This window comes from Desemzia sp. FAM 23989, assembly GCF_045528345.1.
Lineage (GTDB): Bacteria > Bacillota > Bacilli > Lactobacillales > Carnobacteriaceae > Desemzia.
The window spans coordinates 14,255-34,556 of the sequence record NZ_JBGQQT010000011.1; the positions used below are offsets into that span (position 1 = coordinate 14,255).

Below are 20,302 nucleotides of genomic sequence, written 5' to 3' on the forward strand. Positions count from 1 at the left end.
CTGGGTATTTTTTTGAGATTATGCTTACAGAACCGATCTTTACAGGTGGAAAAAGACACTCAGTTAAATGGGAAAAGTGTCGTCTACGAAAATCAGACTATTTTCTCCACGTTCTGATTTCTTAAACTGTTTTTGATTCCGTTTTCTTAGTTTTATGCTATACTGATTTTGTATGTGAAATGTAAGTTAATAGGAGGATTATCAATGAAAGAAACCATTTATTTAGGTACTTATACAAAAAAGGAAAGTAAAGGGATCTATGAAATCGTCTTAGATACAGAAACTAAAACATTAGGACAGTTGAAGTTGTTGGCAGAGGCTGGAAACCCTACTTATCTTGCTTTAAATGATGACAATTCATATTTATATGGAATTTTAAGAGAAGATAGCGGAAATGGTGTCGGTATGTTCAAAGTTGCAAACGATGGTATTCTAGAAAGAGTATCCGCTGCTACTGACGATACTGCATCTCCTTGCTACGTTTCATATGATAAAGAACGTTCATTAGTTTATGCCGCGCATTACGGAAACGGAACGTTATCCGTTTACCACACATCCAATGATGGCTCTATTTCTCTGGCAGACAGAGTTCAGCATGAAGGTTCTGGTGTTCACGAAAATCAAGATGGTCCTCATGCTCATTTTATCGATCTAACACCGGATAAAAAATTCGTTGTTGCTTGTGATTTAGGAACAGATGAGATCTACGCTTACTCAATCAGTGACGAAGGTGAATTAACAGAAGTCAGCCGCTATCATACCAAGCCTGGTACTGGTCCGCGTCACATCATCTTCTCTCAAGATGGCACTAAAGCTTATGTATTTGGAGAATTGAGCAGTGAAGTAGTCGTATTGGATTACGATAGTTCAAATGGGTCTTTTGAACATATTCAAACAATCTCCAGTGTTCCTGAAGATCGAGAAGAATTCAAATGGGGAGCAGCTATCCGTATTTCTAACGATGGAAAATTTGTGTATGCTTCGAATCGTGGACATGATTCTATTGCTGTTTTTGCTGTGTCGCCAAATGACGGCACTTTGGAAATCGTAGAGTATGTTCCTACAGAAGGAAAAACGCCGCGTGATTTTAATTTAGACCCAACCAATCAATTCGTAGTCGTCGGACATCAAGATTCTGACAACTTGACTTTATTTGAACGAAACAGCGAAACTGGTAAATTAACGTTGCTTGAAAAAGACATTTACGCTCCTGAAGTTGTTGGCGTGACATTTGCATAAAGGAATAACCTTAAAAAGAACTAATTTTGCTGAAAAGCTTGATTAGTTCTTTTCTTTGTATATTTCCCTTTAATATATGAACATTTTTTGAAAATTACTAAATAGAATATCTCTAATTTAAACTTATTTATTGTAAGCATGTTTTTGATTATGCTATACTTCATTTGTCGTTAAGTTCGATTGTGTTTTTGAAAGGAGAATTATCTTGATTACTGGCATTCATCATATCTCAGCGATTACCAAATCATCCAAAAAAAATCATGCATTCTATGTAGATTTATTAGGCTTGCGATTTGTAAAAAATACCGTTAATCAACAAAATATAGCTATGAGACATTTATTCTATGGAGATTACAACGCTAATCCCGGTACTCAGTTAACCTTTTTTGAACTTAAGAATTCTGGAAGAGCTTATAACGAAGACAATTATTTTTCCACTATCACATTAGACATACCAAAAGGCAGTTTATCCTTCTGGAAAGATCGTTTGGCAAAACATGAAGTATCTATTGAGCACTCATTCGATAAGGCCTCTCTCTTCTTTAAAGATGAGGATGGTATGCCTCTTGCCTTGAGAGAATCCGAAAGTGTGATTACTGCTGATAATGCTGTTTCTCATTCTTCTATCCCTAGAGAAATGCAGATCATCGGATTAAGTGAAGTTTTGATTCGTGTAGTAAATCCTGAAGCAACTTTAGACTTTTTGACTTCCTTCTTAGGGTTACAACGAGAAGGCGGATGTAATTATGTCTATAATCCTTCCAATCAATTCACAACAACTGTAGAAGCTTCTAGCAGTACCAACAAGTCGCGTTTGGGACATGGGTCAATGGATCACATTGCTTATAGTATAAACACCGTTGAAGATTTGGAGACATTACATCAAAAAGCCTTAGATATGAATTTACCGATTGAATTGTATCTAGATCGAGACTATTTCAAGAGCTTATATGTCACCGATCCAAATGGTCTAAGAATTGAAATCGCCACTAAGGGACCAGGATTTACAATAGATGAATCCCTTGAATCATTAGCAGCAACACTAGCTTTACCAAGCTTTTTAGAAAATAAACGAGCTGAAATCGAAGCTCAATTGGAGGAATTTTAACATGGAACAATTTCATGGCATCCATCACGTCACAGCTATTACAAGTAGTGCCGAAAAAAACTATGCATTTTTTACAAACGTATTAGGTATGCGTTTAGTGAAAAAAACAGTCAATCAAGACGATATTCAAACGTATCACTTATTTTTTGCAGACGATAAAGGTACTGCAGGTACAGATATGACCTTTTTTGATTTCCCAGGAATTCCAAAAGGCTCTAAAGGTACAGATACTATTTCCCGCACATCTTTACGTGTCCCCAGCGATGAAGCTTTAGATTACTGGGTAAAACGTTTCGATCATTACAATGTGAAACACGATGAAATCAAAGAAATGTTTGGCGTGAAAGTTTTATGGTTTGAAGATTTTGATGAACAACAATATTCATTGCTTTCTGATGAAAACGACAACGGAATCGATTCAGGAACTCCTTGGCAAAAAGGTCCTGTTCCAAATGAATACGGAATTACCGGGTTAGGTCCTATCTTCTTTAGAGTTTCTAACTTTACCTATATGAAAGAAGTTCTTGAAAAAGTAATGTTCTTTAAAGAAATCGCTCAAGAAGGCCAATACCATCAGTTTGAAGTAGGCGAATTTGGCGGGAATGGTGCTCAAATCATTGTAGAACCAAGCACTATTTTACCACGTGCTCAACAAGGATACGGTAGCGTCCATCACGTGGCCTTCCGTGTAAAAGATCGCGACATGTTAGACGCTTGGACAGAACGTATGCAAAGTTTCAACTTGCCAAATTCAGGTTATGTAGACCGCTTCTACTTTGAATCAACGTATACAAATATCTACCCTGGAGTTCTATTCGAATTAGCGACTGACGAACCAGGATTCGTGGATGATGAAGAATCATTAGAAATTTTAGGAGAAACATTAGCGTTACCTCCTAAATTCAGGAACAACCGCGAAGAAATCGAAAAATTAGTCCGCCCTATCGACACAGTAAGAAGCACCAAAACATTCGAAAAAGAATACTTTAATTAAGCATGTGGAAGTCGCTGCTCTGACTCGACAGGAAAATCTATTCTCTTTTTAGAGGACGCTTTTTTGTCCTCAAAAAAGAGAATGATTTTACCGAGAGTCAAGCGACTGCAACTGGACTGAAGGATGCGGAGGTTGTTTGGTAGACACGACAAGAAAATAGGGAAATTTGAATGAGGTTCTTTTTACTCCAATCAAGTTTTATCTTTTTTGCAAAATTGCTAGGCCTTGTAGCTCTACTAAAGTGTGTGGAGTGTCTCGCTTAGCTCCGATAGAAAATCTATTCTATTTTCAGCAAATAATCTTTTGCTGAAGCGAAAGATTCGTCCACAGTACCAAAAGTTAAGTAAGTATTCGTCCTCTTTCACGGTAAAGTGGACGAATATTTATTTTTTGTATTTCCATCTGCGAGGAATTTTACTCCTCTCTCTATTTACACATGAAAATGAAAAGGAAGTGATACTTTGATTCATTACAATTCTGAAGAATTAACTAAAAAACAACAATACAAGTTTATCAGCGGCAGTATCATCCCACGTCCTATCGCCTGGGTAACCTCTTTATCCAAGGACGGCACGGTAGTTAATGCTGCGCCATTCAGTTTCTTTAGTGCTGCATCAAATGATTTGCCTTTGATCACAGTAGCTATTTTAAGAAAAGATGGCGAGATCAAAGATTCGGCGCGCAACATGCTGCAACGGAAAGAAGCCGTAATCCACATTGTTGATTTGCCCTTGGTAGAAGAAATGAATAAAACTTCTGCTCCGCTGCTGCCTCATGAAAGTGAAATCGATCGAACAAATTTAACATTAGTAGATAGTAAAACCGTCAGTGTGCCCGCCATCAAAGAAGCTAAAATCCGTTTTGAAGGTAAAGTGCATCAATATGTGCCGGTGACTGACGAAGAAGGTTCAGTGGTATCTGACTTATTTATCATTCGCGTCACTGACTTTTTCTTTGATGAAACAGTAGTGGATACTTCAAATCATTACATTCTAACAGACAAATTGAATCCTGTTGCCCGACTGGCTGGAAGCAATTACGCTACTTTAGATGAAGAATTCCAATTAGAGCGCCCATTACAATAAAAAAAGGAAGACAATGAGTTTTTATAACTCACTGTCTTCCTTTTTTTGTGATTCAGATGATTTATTTTGCCGTTACAGAACCGATATCTCCTGATGCAGAAACTGTTGCACCTGAGTCGATCATATCAAAAGCATTTACTTGATCCATGTTCGTAAAGACAACTACCATAGCACTATCTTTCTCTGCAGCTGCTAAGGCTTGTAAATCGACAGTAGAAATTTTAGTGCTGCTTGTTACTTCTTGTCCTTCTGTTACTGTAGTTGTAAATGGTTTCCCATCTAATTCCACTGTATCTAATCCCATGTGAACTAGAACTTCAACTCCGTTTTCCATGGCGATTCCAACAGCATGTTTCGTAGGAAAAACGCTCATTACTTTACCGTCAACAGGAGAATAAATATCTCCATCAGTTGGGATAACTGCAAATCCGTCTCCCATCATTTTTTGTGAGAATACTGGATCAGCCACTTCTTCAATGGAGATTAACTTTCCATTTACTGGTGCGTAAACTTTTGCTTCTTTCGTTTCTTGTTTTGAACTGTTATCTTTACCTTTTAAGAAATCAAATAATCCCATTTAAATCCCTGCTTTCTTTTTTTATAATGCATTTTAACTCATGCGCCAACTGGCATATGCTATACCTAATGATAACACATTTAGTACAATCAAGAGAATGATTACGCCTTTTTTATTTTCATCTCTGATAGGTTTTTTTGCTCTCATCTCGTCCTCTGTGATCAAAGGATTATCGGTTAGTTCATTGAAAGCTAAAAAAGAGAGAATCACACCGATGATATTACCTGTTATGAACTGTTGAGGCATAGTCAATTTTAATACGCTGTCTGCGACTCCACCTTTTTTACGTTCAGAAATCTGTGTAGCGTACAACACATAAGCTAAAATCAAATTGATACCTAACTTCAGTATAGTAAGGGCAACTCCTAAATTTTCACTGAGCAGTTCTTCATAACTTTGCCCGCTTCCAATATTGAGCAGCAGTAAAGATCCAAAGTAAATTACTGGTCCAGCAATTAAATAGATCATCAATAAATTATAGAGCCATTTCTTTCGTTTATCAGGAACAACTTCTTTTGTTTCAAACATCTTACTCTCACCAGTTTTCTTCAAAATTAAGTATTTAAGTGCTTCCAACAGTATACAGTATAGCAAAAAACCGGTTTCTTATCAATGTCTTCTTGTCAGTAATCGTGCAAAGTATTGAGGGTGATGCAACTGACAAACCTGTTGTTTCTCCCTTCTTTAGAATAGTGGTAATATAGTGGTGAAAAGTAAGGCTTACAATCCAAATAAAGCTCAGGCATCCGTGTCTTTCCCTCTTTAATTTCCTTTTCTCTCTCTTTAACTACTCCACCTACAAGAAACAGGCTCACTCACTACCAAGCGATCGATAATTGTTAGATTCAATTGGAGGTGTAACATGAAAAAGAGCAGGTATTCTCGCCGGATTTCCTTGCGTCTGTTTTATCTACTGTCTCTGATTTTTATAACCCTTCCTTTTTTCTCTTTACATGTGTTAGCACAAAATATGAATGGTGCAGGGAATTCAACTGAACTATTAGATCAAAGTGAAACATTAGATGGTCCTGGTTTCTTCTCTGGTGATGATGTCCAAATTGATGGTACTGTAGAAGGGACGACCTTTGCTGTCGGTGAAGAAGTCCATATCAATGGAACGATTAATGGTTCGCTATTTGTCGTAGCTCAAACTATTTTTATCAATGGTGAAGTAACCGGCAATATTTATGCTACTGGTCAAAATATCACTATCACCGCTCAAAGCAGACAGGATGTTTTTCTAGTGGGCGCAAACATTATTATAGATTCTCAAGCTCAGATTGTAAGAGATCTTTTTGTTGCAGCAGCATCGCTAATGCAGGAAGGGACGATTTCTCGTCACTTATATGGAGGGGGGCAGCGCTTTACCTTAAATGGATCTGTAGCTGGAAATGCTTATTTAGATATCCAACAATTAACTTTACAGTCATCTGCAGTGATCGATGGAAATCTGCATTATGAAAGCCCTAATGCAGCCGTTGTAAATTCAACTGCAACAATCAATGGAACGACTGATTGGGAAGAATCCACTCAAACAATGTCTAACCGCTCTACTCGTCCAATGGCAAGAGCAGTAAAGGTCCTGATTGGGTTTCTTTGGAGTGTCCTCAGTACTTTAATCGTCTGGTTTATGATCAAGTTATGGCGTCCAAATTTCTGGATGCACCCTATCCAATCCATTTCTACAGCCCCACTTAAAACAATTGCTATCGGCTTAGTAACAATGATCCTAACTCCTATAGCCGCCATTTTGTCCATGTTGACTATTATTGGAATACCATTCGGACTCATCCTTATTGTCACTTACACCATATTAGTGTACCTTTCTCACATCGTTACAGCTGTTTTCATAGGATTTTGGTTAGTGAATACTTTCAAATGGCACAAGTTAAAAAACGAGATTTGGCTTATTCTCCTTGGCGTACTTCTTTTAGAACTCATTGGATTGATGCCTTTTATCCGTTTCATCATCGGGTTAATCGTTATTTTAACCGGATTAGGTGCCCTGGTCCTTTCAAATCGTAAACTCTCTTCGTCAAATGAACTTTAATGAATCAATAGCTCCTTTTTGAAGCTGGACTAACTAAAAGCTGGGATTAGGTGATCCCAGCTTTTTACTATTCCTAGTTTTATGTCAAAACGACTTAAAAAATATTAATTTTCTGTGATTTTATGGATTACTTTTTTAAAATTCGTTATACTAATCCTTGCTATGCAATTTTTTTGAATGGAAAGGAGTAGATTAGTATTCTAGTCGAACTTTTAAAAGCCGTATTTTTAGGTATTGTCGAAGGTATTACAGAATGGTTGCCCATTAGTAGTACAGGTCATATGATTTTAGTGGATGAATTTATCAAGCTTAATGCTTCTGCTGCGTTTATGGAAATGTTTTTAGTTGTGATTCAATTAGGAGCTATATTAGCAGTTGTTCTTATCTTTTTTCATAAATTGAACCCATTTGCTCCTAGCAAATCTGCGCAAGAGAAAAAAGATACGATGTCTATTTGGTATAAAGTAGTGGTTGGGGTCATTCCAGCTGCAGTTTTGGGATTTTTATTTGATGATTGGTTGACGGAACATTTATTTAATTATCAAACCGTAGCAATTATGCTGATTGTTTATGGAATACTGTTTATAGTGATCGAGAACCGCAATAAAGATCGAGTACCATCGACGAAAACTTTTGCTGATTTAACCTATAAAACAGCCTTCTTAATAGGAATGTTCCAAGTACTTTCTTTGATTCCAGGAACGTCTCGTTCAGGAGCGACTATCTTAGGAGCTATTTTACTGGGAACGTCTCGTTTTGTAGCCACTGAGTATTCATTCTTTATGTCTATTCCAATTATGTTTGGGGCCAGCTTATTGAAACTTTTGGGCTTTGGATTTAACTTTACTGGTTCTGAAGTAGCGATATTATTAACAGGTATGATCGTTGCCTTTTTCGTTTCTATTATCGCCATTAAGTTCTTATTGAAATACATTAAAAATAATGACTTTAAAGCCTTTGGTTGGTATCGTATTGTCTTAGGTATTTTAGTCTTAGGTTATTTCATGCTTTTTGCATAATAGACTAGTCAATTAAAAAAAGGGTTGAGATTATAAAAATCTCAACCCTTTTTTTGCTGCCTATTTGACCTCATCAAAGAAAGCATGGTAGAGAGCTTCTACAGCTTTATCCTCATCTTTTTTCTGTATGCCAAACATGACACTATTTTCTGATGCTCCTTGATTGACCATATCGATATTAATGTGCTCGTCTTTCAGAGCTTGTGCTGCTATCGCCATCGTTCCGATTTGATTACGCATTCCCTCGCCAACTAACATAATCAATGCAACACCTCTTTCTATATTTACACTATCCACAGACAGCTCTTCTGTTAATGCACTAATCAACTTTTTTTCAATCTCAGGGGTCATTTGGTTTTCTCGTAAAATGACTGTCAAGTTGTCGATTCCAGAGGGGGTATGTTCATAACTTAATCCATATGATTCCAATAACTGTAAAACTTTACGCCCAAAACCAATTTCACGGTTCATCAAATACTTCTCAATATAAATGTTTATAAATCCACTTGAGCTGGCAATTCCAATTAAAGGAGCATGTTCTTTTGTATGTTCTTTAACGATTTTCGTTCCTGGAGCCTCAGGATTATTGGTATTCTTTATCACCACTGGGATTCCTTTTTTAAAGGCTGGTTCAAGTGCCTCATCATGTAATACGGAAAAACCTGCATAAGACAATTCGCGCATTTCGCGGTACGTCAATTCAGATACTGGATAAGGGTTTTTGACGACAGACGGATTGGCCGCAAAGATAGCATCCACATCCGTAAAATTTTCGTACAATTCCGCCCCTACTCCGTTGGCTAATATGGCTCCTGTGATGTCTGATCCACCTCTTGAAAAGGTACAAATTTGACCTTCTTTGGTGTACCCAAAAAAGCCAGGAAAAACAAGTACTTCAGTTCTGTTACGCAACTTTTCCAATGCATCATAGCTTTCTGGAAGAATACGTGCATTGTTCGGCTCATCTGTTACAAGCAATCCTGCTTCTTGTGGATTGATATAACTAGATAGCAATCCTTCTTGATTCAAATAAGCTGCGACTAATTTAGCGTTATTGTCTTCCCCGCTTGCTTTAAAAGCATCGATATAATAGTCAGGAGTTGTTTTATCTCCAGCTGTCAGCTCATTCAGATTCATTCGAATCATTTCAATAACCTTTTTATCAAGATGAAGATCTTCTGCTATTTCCTGGTAACGATGTACAACTTTGTTCATTTCATCAGAAAAATCTTGATTTAATAATGATTTTTCAGCTATGGAAATCAGCAAATCAGTCACTTTTTCATCTTGTGGAAATCGTTTTCCTGGTGCGGATACGACGACGATTTTACGCGCTTTATTCTCTTTTACGATCTGAACTACTTTTTTTAATTGTTGAGCTGATGCTAATGAACTGCCCCCAAATTTAACTACATTCATTATTTCACAACCTTTATTTAATTTAATTTGAATAGTTTAAGAAATGATTACAATTAGGATATTCCTCATAAATCCGTCTGAAGTCCCTATATCTTCTTGAAAAAAAAGATTATAATATAAACAAATATGGAAACTTGGAATTTGTTTATTATAGTACCATGAAATGACAAGTTCATTCTACTGTTGGGATAATTATTTATAGACAAAAGGAGATTTTTTAATGAGTCGGCGCAAAGCATTTACATATCTATTAGGTGTTTCTTTTGTTGCAGGAATTGCACGAGAAACTCTGCGTAAGAAAAACAAAAAAACTCGATTTCATAAAACTTCTGCCATCTCCAGGTTTGCCGGGACATGGACGTTTGATGATTCTTTGTATCCAGAAACTAAAACTCTTAAAATTGATGATCAAGCTCGATTATTTATAAATGAAAAACCTGTAAAAGGCTCGTTAACTTTATTAGATCAAAAAAAATTAACTTTTACAGATCATTATGGATATGAGCTGATTATTCAACCAATCGATAAAAATTCAATCACATTGTTTGATTCTGCCGATGACAAAACCTATACTTTGTCTTTAACCTCCCTCAACTAGACTTAACATTTTGTTTTTTTTATTGCTCTTTTAGTTAAAATCGGTTTTAATTAAAAGGAATTCGTTAGACAAAAAGGAGGCAACAAAGTATGGCCCGATACAAAGACAATATTCCTTCCGTTATTACTGAATTAAGACATGATACAGTTGATGTTCCTTCAGTAATCACTAAATGCAGCGGCATCAATATTAATGGAAGAAAACTGAAATCCTTTATTTTTACAACAGATATTTCTATTATCTGCAATACTGATGCGGATGCTGTAATAGCAGTTTATCCTTTCACACCTTACCCTGCTATCATACAAGCTATCTCTTCCGTAGCATCTATACCCGTTATAGCTGGAGTAGGTGGCGGTTTGACACATGGACTCAGATCTGCAAACATTAGTCTTTTTGCAGAATCTTTAGGAGCCATCAGTGTCGTCGTTAATGCTCCTACACCGCTGGAAACTATTACACAGATCAACACCGTGATCGATATCCCAATCGTGATCACTATTGTTTCTGAATTTACAGATATCCAAGAAAAATTGGATGCTGGAGCAGATATCCTTAATGTCAGTGGAGGTTCAAAAACGGCTTCCATCGTCCGCAGCATTCGCAAAAATTATCCGAATGTTCCTATTATTGCAACTGGTGGTCCAACTGACGAAAGTATTTTAGAAACTATTGAAGCTGGCGCTAACGCAATTACGTACACTCCGCCTTCTAATGGAGAATTATTTAAACGTAAAATGGATAAATACCGTAAACAAGAAGAAAATAAATACATTGAAGAATAAAACCTTTCACTGCAGCAACGCATTTCTGGCAAGTCAGAAACTTACGTTGTTGTTTTTTTATTCCTTATTAGTTTTACTAAACCATCCTCATTTAGAAAAATCATTGAAATAAATCTCACCTTCCTGTAGGATAGAGATGATCGACTTGTAAATAGTAAGTTAAAAGGAGAATATACAATGAAAATAGATATTTGGTCAGATTTTGTTTGCCCTTTTTGTTACATAGGTAAACGACACATTGAAGAAGCAACAAAAGGTATGGAAGATATCACTTTTGAATACCATAGTTATGAGTTGGATCCAACGGCTCCTGAAAAATACGAAGGCCCTATGCAAGAATATTTTGCAGAAATCAAGGGTATGAGCTCTTCACAAGCTGACGATATGATCCAACAGGTGACTACAATGGCCACAAATGCCGGCTTGGATTATCACTATGAAAAAATTCAACACGGGAACACGGTAAAACCTCATCGCCTATTCCAGTATGCTAAAACACAAGGTAAAGGTACTGAATTCATGGAAGTCGCAAAGGAAGCTTATTTTATCAATGGAGAATGGTTAAATGATGACCCTACATTGGTGGAGTTAGCTGAAAAAGTCGGCTTAGATAAAGAAGTTGCTGCGAAAATTCTTCATTCAGAGGATTATTTAGACGCTGTGCAACAAGACGTAACTGCCGCCCAACAAATCGGTGTCCAAGGCGTGCCTTTCTTTGTGATTGATGGAAAATACGGTATTAGTGGAGCACAACCGATAGATACCTTTAAGCAAGTCTTAACAGAGATACAAGCAGAAAATGCTTAACGGATAAACCAATGAAAATATGCAGTATAGATTCCATCATTTGGGACCTATACTGCATTTTGAGTCTTACAGTCTAAATGTTTTGTTTCATGCTCTTTATAAATACGTTGCGCAAAACAGACTTCCTGTAGTTTCACTTTCTCTTTTTGTTGGGAAAGTTCAACCAACTAAAAGAGAAAAGTGAACCTCACGAAAATCTAAGCGTTTTGCTCCACGCTCTTTTTAAATTGGTTCATTGAGGTGAATGGTTTGTTCATTTTGCGGCATTTCAGAATCTATTTTCCAAATTTCCTCTGCATAACGCATAATCGTAAAGTCCGCTGAGAAGGGACCGGAATTCGCTATATTCAATAATGATTTTTGATTCCACAATTGTTTATCTTGATACAGTTCATCTACTTGATGTTGCACGGTAATATACTCCTCAAAATCTTTCAGTACAAAATACTCGTCATTGTATTTCACTAGGGAATCAAAAATCACTCTTCCTTCTTCTTTAATGTCTGGAATAGTCCCATCAATCAAAGTGTTTAATACTTTTCTCAGTTTTGGACTAGAGTCATAAATTGTGCGTGAAGAATACGTTCCATTTTCATAATAGTCATACACCTCATCTGAAGTTAGGCCGAACAAGAATATATTGTCTTCTCCAACATAATCTCGTATTTCTACGTTAGCTCCATCTAGTGTAGCTACAGTTAATGCACCGTTGAGCATTAATTTCATATTACTTGTTCCTGAGGCTTCTTTACTGGCTAAAGAAATTTGTTCGCTTACTTCTGCAGCTGGAATAATCAATTCAGCTAACGTAACACCATAATTTTCTACAAATACTACTTTCAATTTATTTCCAATGTCTGGGTCATTATTTACTAACTCAGCAACAGCATTGATCACTTTGATGATTTGTTTAGCATACAAATAACTTGGTGCTGCTTTAGCTCCAAAAATAAAAACTCTTGGTTGAATATCCAATTCTGGGTTTTCTTTGATATCTAGATATCTGGAAAGAATGTGCAACACATTTAACAGTTGACGTTTATAAGCATGCAATCGTTTGATTTGAACATCAAATAGAGCATTTGGATCAATAATTAAGCCCATTTTGCTTTCTACATGCTGCGCAAATCGCTGTTTATTTCTCAATTTTACTTCTGCTAATTCTCTCAAAGAAGCCACATTATTGGCATACCCTTTCAATATCTTTAATTCTGATGGTTTCTTTTTCCATTCCGTACCGATTCTGTCATCAATAAATTTCGTCAGGTCCTCATTAGCTATTTGCAACCACCGTCTTTGAGTGATACCATTCGTTTTATTGTTAAATTTAATGGGGTACATTTCGAAGAAGTGTTTCAATACATCATTTTTCAAAATATTTGTATGCAGTTGTGCAACTCCGTTAACACTGTGGCTTCCAATAATAGCCAAATGCGCCATATTCACCACACCGTCTTTGATAATAGCTGTTTGATAAGTCAATTCTTCCCCATAGATAGGCAATTTCTTTTCAATATGTCGGCGATTGATCTCTTCGATCACTTGATACACTCTTGGGATCTCAGCTTGCAACATTTCGATGGGCCACTTTTCCATTGCTTCTTGCATGATCGTATGATTGGTGTAGCTCATCACTTTCTTCCCTATCTCCCAAGCTTGTTCCCAACTCAATCCTTCTTCATCAATCATAATGCGAATGAATTCAGGAATACATAAAGCTGGATGTGTATCATTGATATGGATAGCAACTCTATCTGCAATGTGGATCATTGGCAAATGTAATTTTTTGTAATAACGAACAATACTTTGAACGCCTGCTGAGCACAAGAAATACTCTTGTCTCAACCGTAAAATCCTGCCTTCATAATTAGAATCATCTGGATACAAAACTTCCGTCAATTGATTCACTTCTTGTTGAGCGGTGATACTAGAATAGTGAACGTAATCTTCTGGAGGGATTTCAGCTGACCATAATCGCATATTGTTGACCAAATTATTTTGATAACCAATCATAGCAGTATCGTACGGAACGGCTAAAATATTTCGGGTATTGTCGTAGATCGGTACAAATCGTCCTTCCTCTTCCGTTAAATAAACCTGACCTCCAAATCGGACATTGATGGTTTTATTTTCTTTTCGGACTTCCCATACGTTTCCATTTCGCAGCCAATTATCAGGAACTTCAACTTGATGTCCATCAATAAATCGCTGTTGGAACAAGCCGTACTTATACCGAATACCGCTCCCAGCACCAGGAATACCTAAAGAAGCGATAGAGTCCATAAAGCAGGAAGCTAATCGGCCTAATCCTCCGTTTCCCAGCGCAGGATCTTCTTCTGCTTCCACTATTGATTGAAAATCCAGACCGATTTCTTCAATACCGTTGCGAATGGTATCTAAGATCCCTAAATTCAGTAAATTACTTTTCAACATTCTTCCCGGTAAAAATTCCATTGAAAAATAATATAATTGTTTGACCTGTTTTTTTTCGTACTCTATTTTGGTTTGCGTCCAATTTTCCCCTGCATAGGCTTTGACAAAAGTTCCAAGTGCACTGTACAACTGAATAGGAGAAGCTTCTTTTACATCTAGTCCATATAGTCCTTTCAACAATCTCTCATAGTCTTTTTTAAACTCTGCTACTTGTAATGTCATTCCAAATCCTCCTCATAGGTATAACCATTCTATGTACTTAGCGCGTTATACGACAAGGGCCAGGCCAAAAAAATTTGGTCTAGCCCTTTAATCCTTCATACTGCTCATTTAATTTGTTTGATCTGTAATTCTGTCATAACTGTCTTGATACAATTGACTAGATTTTTCCCAACTGAAGTCTTTTTTCATAGCTTGTCGTACCAATTTTTTCCATTGATCTGGGTAATCAAAATATACTTGTAAAGCACGATCAATGGTTTCCAACATGATTTGGCTAGAATAGCCTGAGAAGCTGAATCCAGTTCCTTCTCCCGTAAATGTGTTGTAGGCTTGCACGGTGTCTTTTAATCCGCCTGTTTCGTGGACGATCGGCAACGTTCCATAACGCAAAGAATTTAGTTGAGAAAGTCCACACGGCTCGAAAGCAGACGGCATAATAAACAGATCGCTTCCAGCATAGATCAGTTGAGCCAATTCAACGTCAAAGTCGATGATCGCTTTAAATTTCTCAGGATAGGCCCAATTATAATGTTTACAAGCATCTTCAAGATGGCTTTCTCCTGTACCTAAGAGGATGATTTGGACTTCTCGCTGCATCAATTCATCCATTTTTTCAATGAGTAAATGAACGCCTTTTTGCTCCGTCAAACGGCTTACCATAGCCATTACAGGAATATCTTTCTTGACTGGCAACCCCACCTTTTCCTGCAATACACTTTTGTTGATAGCTTTTCCACTTGGATCATCCACAGAGAAATGTTCTGCAACATGCTCATCTGCTTCAGGGTTAAACACATCATAGTCAATCCCATTTAAGATTCCCACGATTTTACTCTTATTGTCTCTTAAAACACCATCTAATCCCATACCGAATTCTTCCGTTTGGATTTCATCAGCATAACTGGGACTCACAGTAGTGACTAAGTCAGCGTAATAAATACCGCCTTTTAAGAAATTAACGTTTCCATAGAATTCTAGACCATTCATATGAAAGGCATTGTAGCCAATATCAAATAGATCTGATAAAACTACTTGGTCATAAATACCTTGGAATTGTAAATTGTGAATGGTTAATACTGTTTTAATGGATTGATATCTTTCGATCCAATTGTATTTGTCTTTTAACAAAACAGGCACCATTGCAGTGTGGTAGTCGTTCACATGAATCACATCAGGAATGAAATCGATTTTTTCCAGCATCTCAAGGATAGCTTGAGAGAAGAATGCAAAACGTTCTCCATCATCATCAAAACCATAGATTCCAGGGCGATTAAAGTAATACAGATTATCTACAAAATAATAAGTAACCTCGTCTTTAACCAATTGCTTTATACCGCAGAATTGACTCCGCCAGCCTACCTTTACTTCGAATTGACAAACATCTTCTAATTGATCTTTGTATTGCTGCGGTAAAGAAGTATAAAAAGGAAGCACTACACGTATGTCAATTCCTTTTTTTTTCAACTCTTTAGGCAAAGCACCTGCAACATCGCCTAATCCTCCTGTTTTATAAAAAGGAGCACATTCAGCAGCGGCAAATAATACTTTCATGCTTACGCCCCTTTCTTCTCAGTCAGTACACTGCCTTTTTCTACTACTAAAGGTTGTTCGGGTGTGCCGATTAATTTTGCTCCCGGAGCTACAGTGACATTTTTATCTAAAATCACGTATTCCAAATGAGCTCCTTCACCAATTTGACTGCCTTGCATAATAATCGAGTTTTTTACTACCGCATTTTCTTTGATACGAACTTTACGGAAGATGATCGTGTTTTCCACTTCACCATCTATATAACAGTCTGTTGCAATTTGAACATTTGAAACTTTGCTAGAAGGAGAATAATAAGTTGGTGCACCATTTCTTGCTCGTGTAATGACAGGTTCGTCACGGTAGAATAATGAATTGTAGTTGTCTTCATCCAACATATCCATGCTCGCTTCATAATAGCTCAACACAGTATCGATATATTTTAAGTATCCTGTGTATTCAAATCCACAAACTTTATTGCCTTGTTCTAAAGCCAGGTTCAGCATTAATCCCATATGGTGTCTTTCTTGTCTTTCTTCAAGCAGATCCAAATAGTACAAGAATTTTTCTACACTCATCACAGTGATACCTGTTTGGATAGCTAATTTTTCATTTCCTTTATCCATCATCTCACTAACAGAATTAAGACATTCAATCACTCCAGTATCTGGATTAAGAGAGTAACTTTTCAAGTCTGTATCAACAGGTACTTCTGCAGCTGGAATATTTTTGTAAACAACGGTCATGTCTGCAGAATTTTCTTTATGGTAGCGTAAAATAGATTGTAAATTAATGTGGCACAACATTTTACTGCCGGTAATCACCACGTACTCAGCTGCGGATTTTTTTACATAGTTTCGTTGGTCTTCATAATAAGTCAATTTATCGCCTTCTAGAGCCGCAGATTCTTTTAAATCCATTTGAGAGTGGGTAAATACTCCCCCGCCAATAGTAGAGTCTAAACCCCATTCAAACCCGCTTCGAATATGATCGTATAGTGAATGTCCACTTCCAGAAATGAATAATGCTGCAGATGTAGCTTCTGCATTATGCAAAGCAGTAAATGGGAAATCGATTAAGCGGTATCTGCTTGCAAAAGGCAAGGCTGCTACAGGGCGTTTATTCGTTAAAGGTTTTAACCTACTACCGTCTTCAACTAAATTAACGATTGCACAAAAACTATTTCTTCTCATCATCTTTAAGTCCTCCAATCTCTTCAGCGTAGCCTAACACAGCTATATCTTTATCCTTACCAATCAATTTTCCGCCATCGTGTACTTTGGCATTTTCACCAATGATCGCATGATCAATGACTACATTTTCACCAATAGTTACGTTTGACATAATAAAACTGTCTTTAATCATTGACCCTTTTCCAACTTTGACATTGTGAGACAAAATGGAATGTTCTATTTCTCCAGCAATATAGCAGCCGTCTACTATCATTGAATTCGTTACTTTGGAAGTTTCAGTTAAGAATTGAGGTGGAGAATCTGGATTATTAGAGTAAATCCTCCAGTTTTCATCTCGAATGTTTAAGGCATGTTCGGGGTTGAGAAACTCCATATTTGCTTCCCATAAACTTTCAATTGTTCCAACATCTTTCCAATAATCTCTAAACGCATAGGCATAAATATCTTCACTATTTCGAAGATAAGCTGGAATAACATGCATTCCGAAATCTTCCATTTGACGATTTTTAGCTTGGTTGTCGATTAAATATTTTTTCAATTTAGGCCAATCAAAGATATAGATTCCCATTGAAGCCAGATTGCTTTTTGGATTGTCAGGTTTTTCTTGGAATTCAATAATCCTGTCTGACTTATCTGTGTTCATCAGTCCAAATCGAGAAGCTTCTTCCCACTCAACAGGAATAACACCAACTGTTAAAGCAGCTTTTTTTTCTTTATGGTAATCCAACATTTTTTGGTAATCCATTTTGTAAATATGATCTCCAGATAAAACCAATAAATATTCAGGATCGTATCTGTCTATAAAGCCAATGTTTTGATAGATAGCATGAGCTGTTCCCTTAAACCATTTTTCTCCATCTACATTGGTATAAGGTTGAAGAATGGTAGCTCCTCCATTATGAGTATTCAGCCCCCACGCTTCTCCATTACCTACATGAGCATTTAAATCCAACGGTTGGTATTGAGTAACAACACCAACATTCTTAATTCCTGAGTTTGCGCAGTTGCTCAATGCAAAGTCGATGATGCGGTATTTCCCACCAAATGGAACGGCTGGTTTGGCGATTTCTTTAGTCAATTTTCCTAAACGAGATCCTTGTCCTCCAGCTAATATCATAGAGACTATTTCATTTTTCATTTTTATACGGAAGATACAATTTCTGTAACCTTCCTCTACCCTCCTCTTTTTTATAATAACTTCAAACAGCTATAAAACAAAATAATTTGACTATTAGAATGAATATTTATACTTTTGGTACTTTAAAAATTCTTTTAGGCTTTAAAATAATCACACTCATAGCTGGAACAATCAAATTAATAGAGTATTCCTGATTATTATGGGGTTTTTTCTCTGTTTTTAATGTTCCCTGTGTTTCGGTCCAAGTACCCCCAAGCTCTTCCATTTCTGTATTTAACAGCTCTTCGTATTGCCCTTCAAACGGAACTCCCACTCGATAATTTTGCCGTTCCACAGGTACAAAATTGCATATTATAATAAGAAAATCTCGCGGTTTTTTTCCTTTTCGAATGTAAGTCATAATCGATTCCGAAGCATTATCGGCGTCTAAAATTTCTATTCCTTTAGGATCATGATCTAATTCCCATAAAGCTTTGTTCTCTTTGTAGATCTGATTTAACGTTCGGCTAAATTGTAGATGTTTATTGTTCGCTGCGTCATCCAAACTGTTCCATTCAAGGCTGGAATCAAACTTCCATTCAAGGAACTGACCATACTCATTTCCCATAAACCCTAATTTTTTACCTGGGTGTGTCATCCGAAAAGCTTCCAACGTTCGAAGACCGGCAAATTGATTGTACCGATCTCCAAACATTTTGTGCATCAATGACTTTTTACCATGAACTACTTCGTCATGTGAAAAAGGCAATACATAATTCTCATTGAACATGTACATAAACGAAAATGTCAGTAAATTAAAATGCTGTTTCCGAAGTGCAGGATTCATTTCAAAAAATCTCAATGTATCATTCATCCAGCCCATATTCCATTTGTAATTAAACCCTAAACCACCTTGCTCCACAGGTTTAGTTACTTTTGACCAGGCAGTACTTTCTTCCGCAATCATTAATGTTTCTGGATGACGTTCAAAGATAACTGTATTCATTTTTTGAAGAAATTTTACGCCTTCTCGATTGTGGTTGCTTCCGTCATCATTGGGTATCCATTCTCCTTCATCGTAATCCAAGTACAACATGTTGGAAACAGCATCCACTCGTAGTCCATCTAGATGAAGTTGCTCAATCCAGAACAAAGCATTTGAAATCAAGAAACTATGGATTTGTGGTTTTCCCAAATCGAAGTTCAACGTTCCCCAACGGTAGTTTTGAGCTTGATGGTAATTTTGATATTCATATTGCGGTGTGCCATCAAAATAAGCCATGCCATAATCATTTTTATTGTAATGACTCGGTACCCAATCCATCAGAACACCAATATTGGCTAAGTGAGCAGCTTCAACAAAATCTTGCATGTCTTCTAATGTTCCAAATTTTGAAGAAAGGGCAAAATAGCCGGTCGCTTGGTACCCCCAAGAAGCGTCAAGAGGGTGCTCCATAAGAGGTAAAAATTCAATATGTGTATAGCCCATCTCTTTTACGTAAGGAATAAGCTCCCTTTGTAATTCTGGAATACTATACCAAGTTCCATCCTCATGGCGTTTCCAAGAGCTCATATGTACTTCGTAAATATTCAATGGACGTTCGTAAACAGGGAATCTTTTTTTGGATGCCATCCAAAGCCCATCACGCCATTTTTTCTGTGGCAGTTCTTTGATGACTGAAGCATCTTTTGGCCGTACTTCGTATTCAAGAGCTTGGGGATCGATTTTTAGTTTGACGGTTCCATCTTGGTGTTGGATACGGTATTTGTAGGGTTGTCCTTCCTTAGCGCTATCACAAAAAACAGACCACATTTCTGTGTGACCTACTTTTTCCATTCTTTTCCCTTCAAACCAGTCAGTACAATCACTGACTAAAGAAACTGCCTCAGCATGGGGCGCCCACACAGTAAAGCGAAACCCCTCTTTTCCATTTTGAACTTCTTTATGACTTCCTAAAGTTAAATAGCAGTCATAATAATTCCCTGTATTAAACAGATAACTCATTTCTTCAAATTTTTTCATGTTGAATGAATTAATGATTTGTTTTTCCATTTCCTCCACCTCATTCTAGTTAAAAACAATTATTCGTTTTATTTTATCATTGAATTCTAATTTTTGACATCTTTTT

General features: G+C 36.9%; 17 protein-coding genes. 9 read left to right on the forward strand and 8 right to left on the reverse strand.

The window, feature by feature from the left end; all coding sequences use genetic code 11:
• Positions 1 to 204 precede the first annotated feature (204 nt).
• The 4 genes from ACEN36_RS07650 to ACEN36_RS07665 all read left to right on the forward strand — a co-directional run bounded on the left by ACEN36_RS07650 (position 205) and on the right by ACEN36_RS07665 (position 4,426).
• Positions 205 to 1,239: a lactonase family protein gene (locus ACEN36_RS07650; RefSeq protein ID WP_407126299.1), complete on the forward strand. Its 1,035-nt coding sequence runs from the start codon at positions 205 to 207 to the stop codon at positions 1,237 to 1,239.
• A 205-nt stretch (positions 1,240 to 1,444) separates the two neighbouring features.
• Positions 1,445 to 2,347, forward strand: a complete 903-nt coding sequence (locus ACEN36_RS07655) for a VOC family protein (RefSeq protein ID WP_407126300.1) — start codon at positions 1,445 to 1,447, stop codon at positions 2,345 to 2,347.
• Position 2,348: 1 nt separating this feature from the next.
• Positions 2,349 to 3,341 (forward strand): ring-cleaving dioxygenase, encoded by a 993-nt coding sequence (locus tag ACEN36_RS07660; protein ID WP_407126301.1) that lies wholly within the window; start codon positions 2,349 to 2,351, stop codon positions 3,339 to 3,341.
• 461 nt (positions 3,342 to 3,802) lie between these two features.
• Positions 3,803 to 4,426, forward strand: coding sequence for a flavin reductase family protein (locus ACEN36_RS07665; protein WP_407097671.1), 624 nt, complete (start codon positions 3,803 to 3,805; stop codon positions 4,424 to 4,426).
• Between the two features lie 61 nt (positions 4,427 to 4,487).
• On the opposite strand, the gene ACEN36_RS07670 is transcribed toward ACEN36_RS07665, so the two are convergent.
• Together ACEN36_RS07670 and ACEN36_RS07675 are read right to left on the reverse strand one after the other, a co-directional pair.
• Positions 4,488 to 5,003 (reverse strand): PTS glucose transporter subunit IIA, encoded by a 516-nt coding sequence (locus ACEN36_RS07670; RefSeq protein WP_407097672.1) that lies wholly within the window; start codon positions 5,001 to 5,003, stop codon positions 4,488 to 4,490.
• Between the two features lie 33 nt (positions 5,004 to 5,036).
• Positions 5,037 to 5,531, reverse strand: coding sequence for a hypothetical protein (locus ACEN36_RS07675; protein ID WP_407097673.1), 495 nt, complete (start codon positions 5,529 to 5,531; stop codon positions 5,037 to 5,039).
• 334 nt (positions 5,532 to 5,865) lie between these two features.
• On the opposite strand from ACEN36_RS07675, the gene ACEN36_RS07680 reads away from it, so the two are divergent.
• Positions 5,866 to 7,053, forward strand: coding sequence for a polymer-forming cytoskeletal protein (locus ACEN36_RS07680; RefSeq protein ID WP_407097674.1), 1,188 nt, complete (start codon positions 5,866 to 5,868; stop codon positions 7,051 to 7,053).
• Positions 7,054 to 7,250: 197 nt separating this feature from the next.
• Positions 7,251 to 8,072, forward strand: coding sequence for an undecaprenyl-diphosphate phosphatase (locus tag ACEN36_RS07685; protein ID WP_407097679.1), 822 nt, complete (start codon positions 7,251 to 7,253; stop codon positions 8,070 to 8,072).
• Positions 8,073 to 8,132: 60 nt separating this feature from the next.
• Here the strand turns inward: ACEN36_RS07685 and ACEN36_RS07690 are convergent, their stop codons facing one another.
• A complete protein-coding gene (locus tag ACEN36_RS07690; RefSeq protein WP_407097675.1) occupies positions 8,133 to 9,491 on the reverse strand; it encodes an aspartate kinase in 1,359 nt (452 codons plus the stop codon).
• A gap of 220 nt (positions 9,492 to 9,711) precedes the next feature.
• Between ACEN36_RS07690 and ACEN36_RS07695 the strand changes: the two genes are divergently transcribed.
• The 3 genes from ACEN36_RS07695 to ACEN36_RS07705 all read left to right on the forward strand — a co-directional run bounded on the left by ACEN36_RS07695 (position 9,712) and on the right by ACEN36_RS07705 (position 11,681).
• Entirely contained in the window at positions 9,712 to 10,089 is a 378-nt protein-coding gene (locus tag ACEN36_RS07695) for a DUF4828 domain-containing protein (RefSeq protein WP_407097676.1), read from the forward strand.
• 89 nt (positions 10,090 to 10,178) lie between these two features.
• Positions 10,179 to 10,874: a hydrolase gene (locus tag ACEN36_RS07700; RefSeq protein ID WP_407097677.1), complete on the forward strand. Its 696-nt coding sequence runs from the start codon at positions 10,179 to 10,181 to the stop codon at positions 10,872 to 10,874.
• Between the two features lie 177 nt (positions 10,875 to 11,051).
• Positions 11,052 to 11,681, forward strand: a complete 630-nt coding sequence (locus ACEN36_RS07705) for a DsbA family protein (RefSeq protein ID WP_407102586.1) — start codon at positions 11,052 to 11,054, stop codon at positions 11,679 to 11,681.
• A gap of 222 nt (positions 11,682 to 11,903) precedes the next feature.
• On the opposite strand, the gene ACEN36_RS07710 is transcribed toward ACEN36_RS07705, so the two are convergent.
• From ACEN36_RS07710 to glgB, 5 genes are all read right to left on the reverse strand, one after another.
• A complete protein-coding gene (locus ACEN36_RS07710) occupies positions 11,904 to 14,336 on the reverse strand; it encodes a glycogen/starch/alpha-glucan phosphorylase (protein ID WP_407126302.1) in 2,433 nt (810 codons plus the stop codon).
• Between the two features lie 108 nt (positions 14,337 to 14,444).
• Complete coding sequence (glgA, locus tag ACEN36_RS07715) at positions 14,445 to 15,887, reverse strand: glycogen synthase GlgA (protein WP_407126303.1); 1,443 nt, start codon at positions 15,885 to 15,887, stop codon at positions 14,445 to 14,447.
• Positions 15,888 to 15,889: 2 nt separating this feature from the next.
• Positions 15,890 to 17,059: a glucose-1-phosphate adenylyltransferase subunit GlgD gene (gene glgD, locus ACEN36_RS07720; RefSeq protein ID WP_407126304.1), complete on the reverse strand. Its 1,170-nt coding sequence runs from the start codon at positions 17,057 to 17,059 to the stop codon at positions 15,890 to 15,892.
• A complete protein-coding gene (locus tag ACEN36_RS07725) occupies positions 17,043 to 18,194 on the reverse strand; it encodes a glucose-1-phosphate adenylyltransferase (RefSeq protein WP_407126305.1) in 1,152 nt (383 codons plus the stop codon). The genes glgD and ACEN36_RS07725 overlap by 17 nt, the downstream gene beginning before the upstream one ends.
• Positions 18,195 to 18,300: 106 nt before the next feature.
• Positions 18,301 to 20,226, reverse strand: a complete 1,926-nt coding sequence (glgB, locus tag ACEN36_RS07730; protein ID WP_407097641.1) for a 1,4-alpha-glucan branching protein GlgB — start codon at positions 20,224 to 20,226, stop codon at positions 18,301 to 18,303.
• Between the last annotated feature and the right edge of the window lie 76 nt (positions 20,227 to 20,302).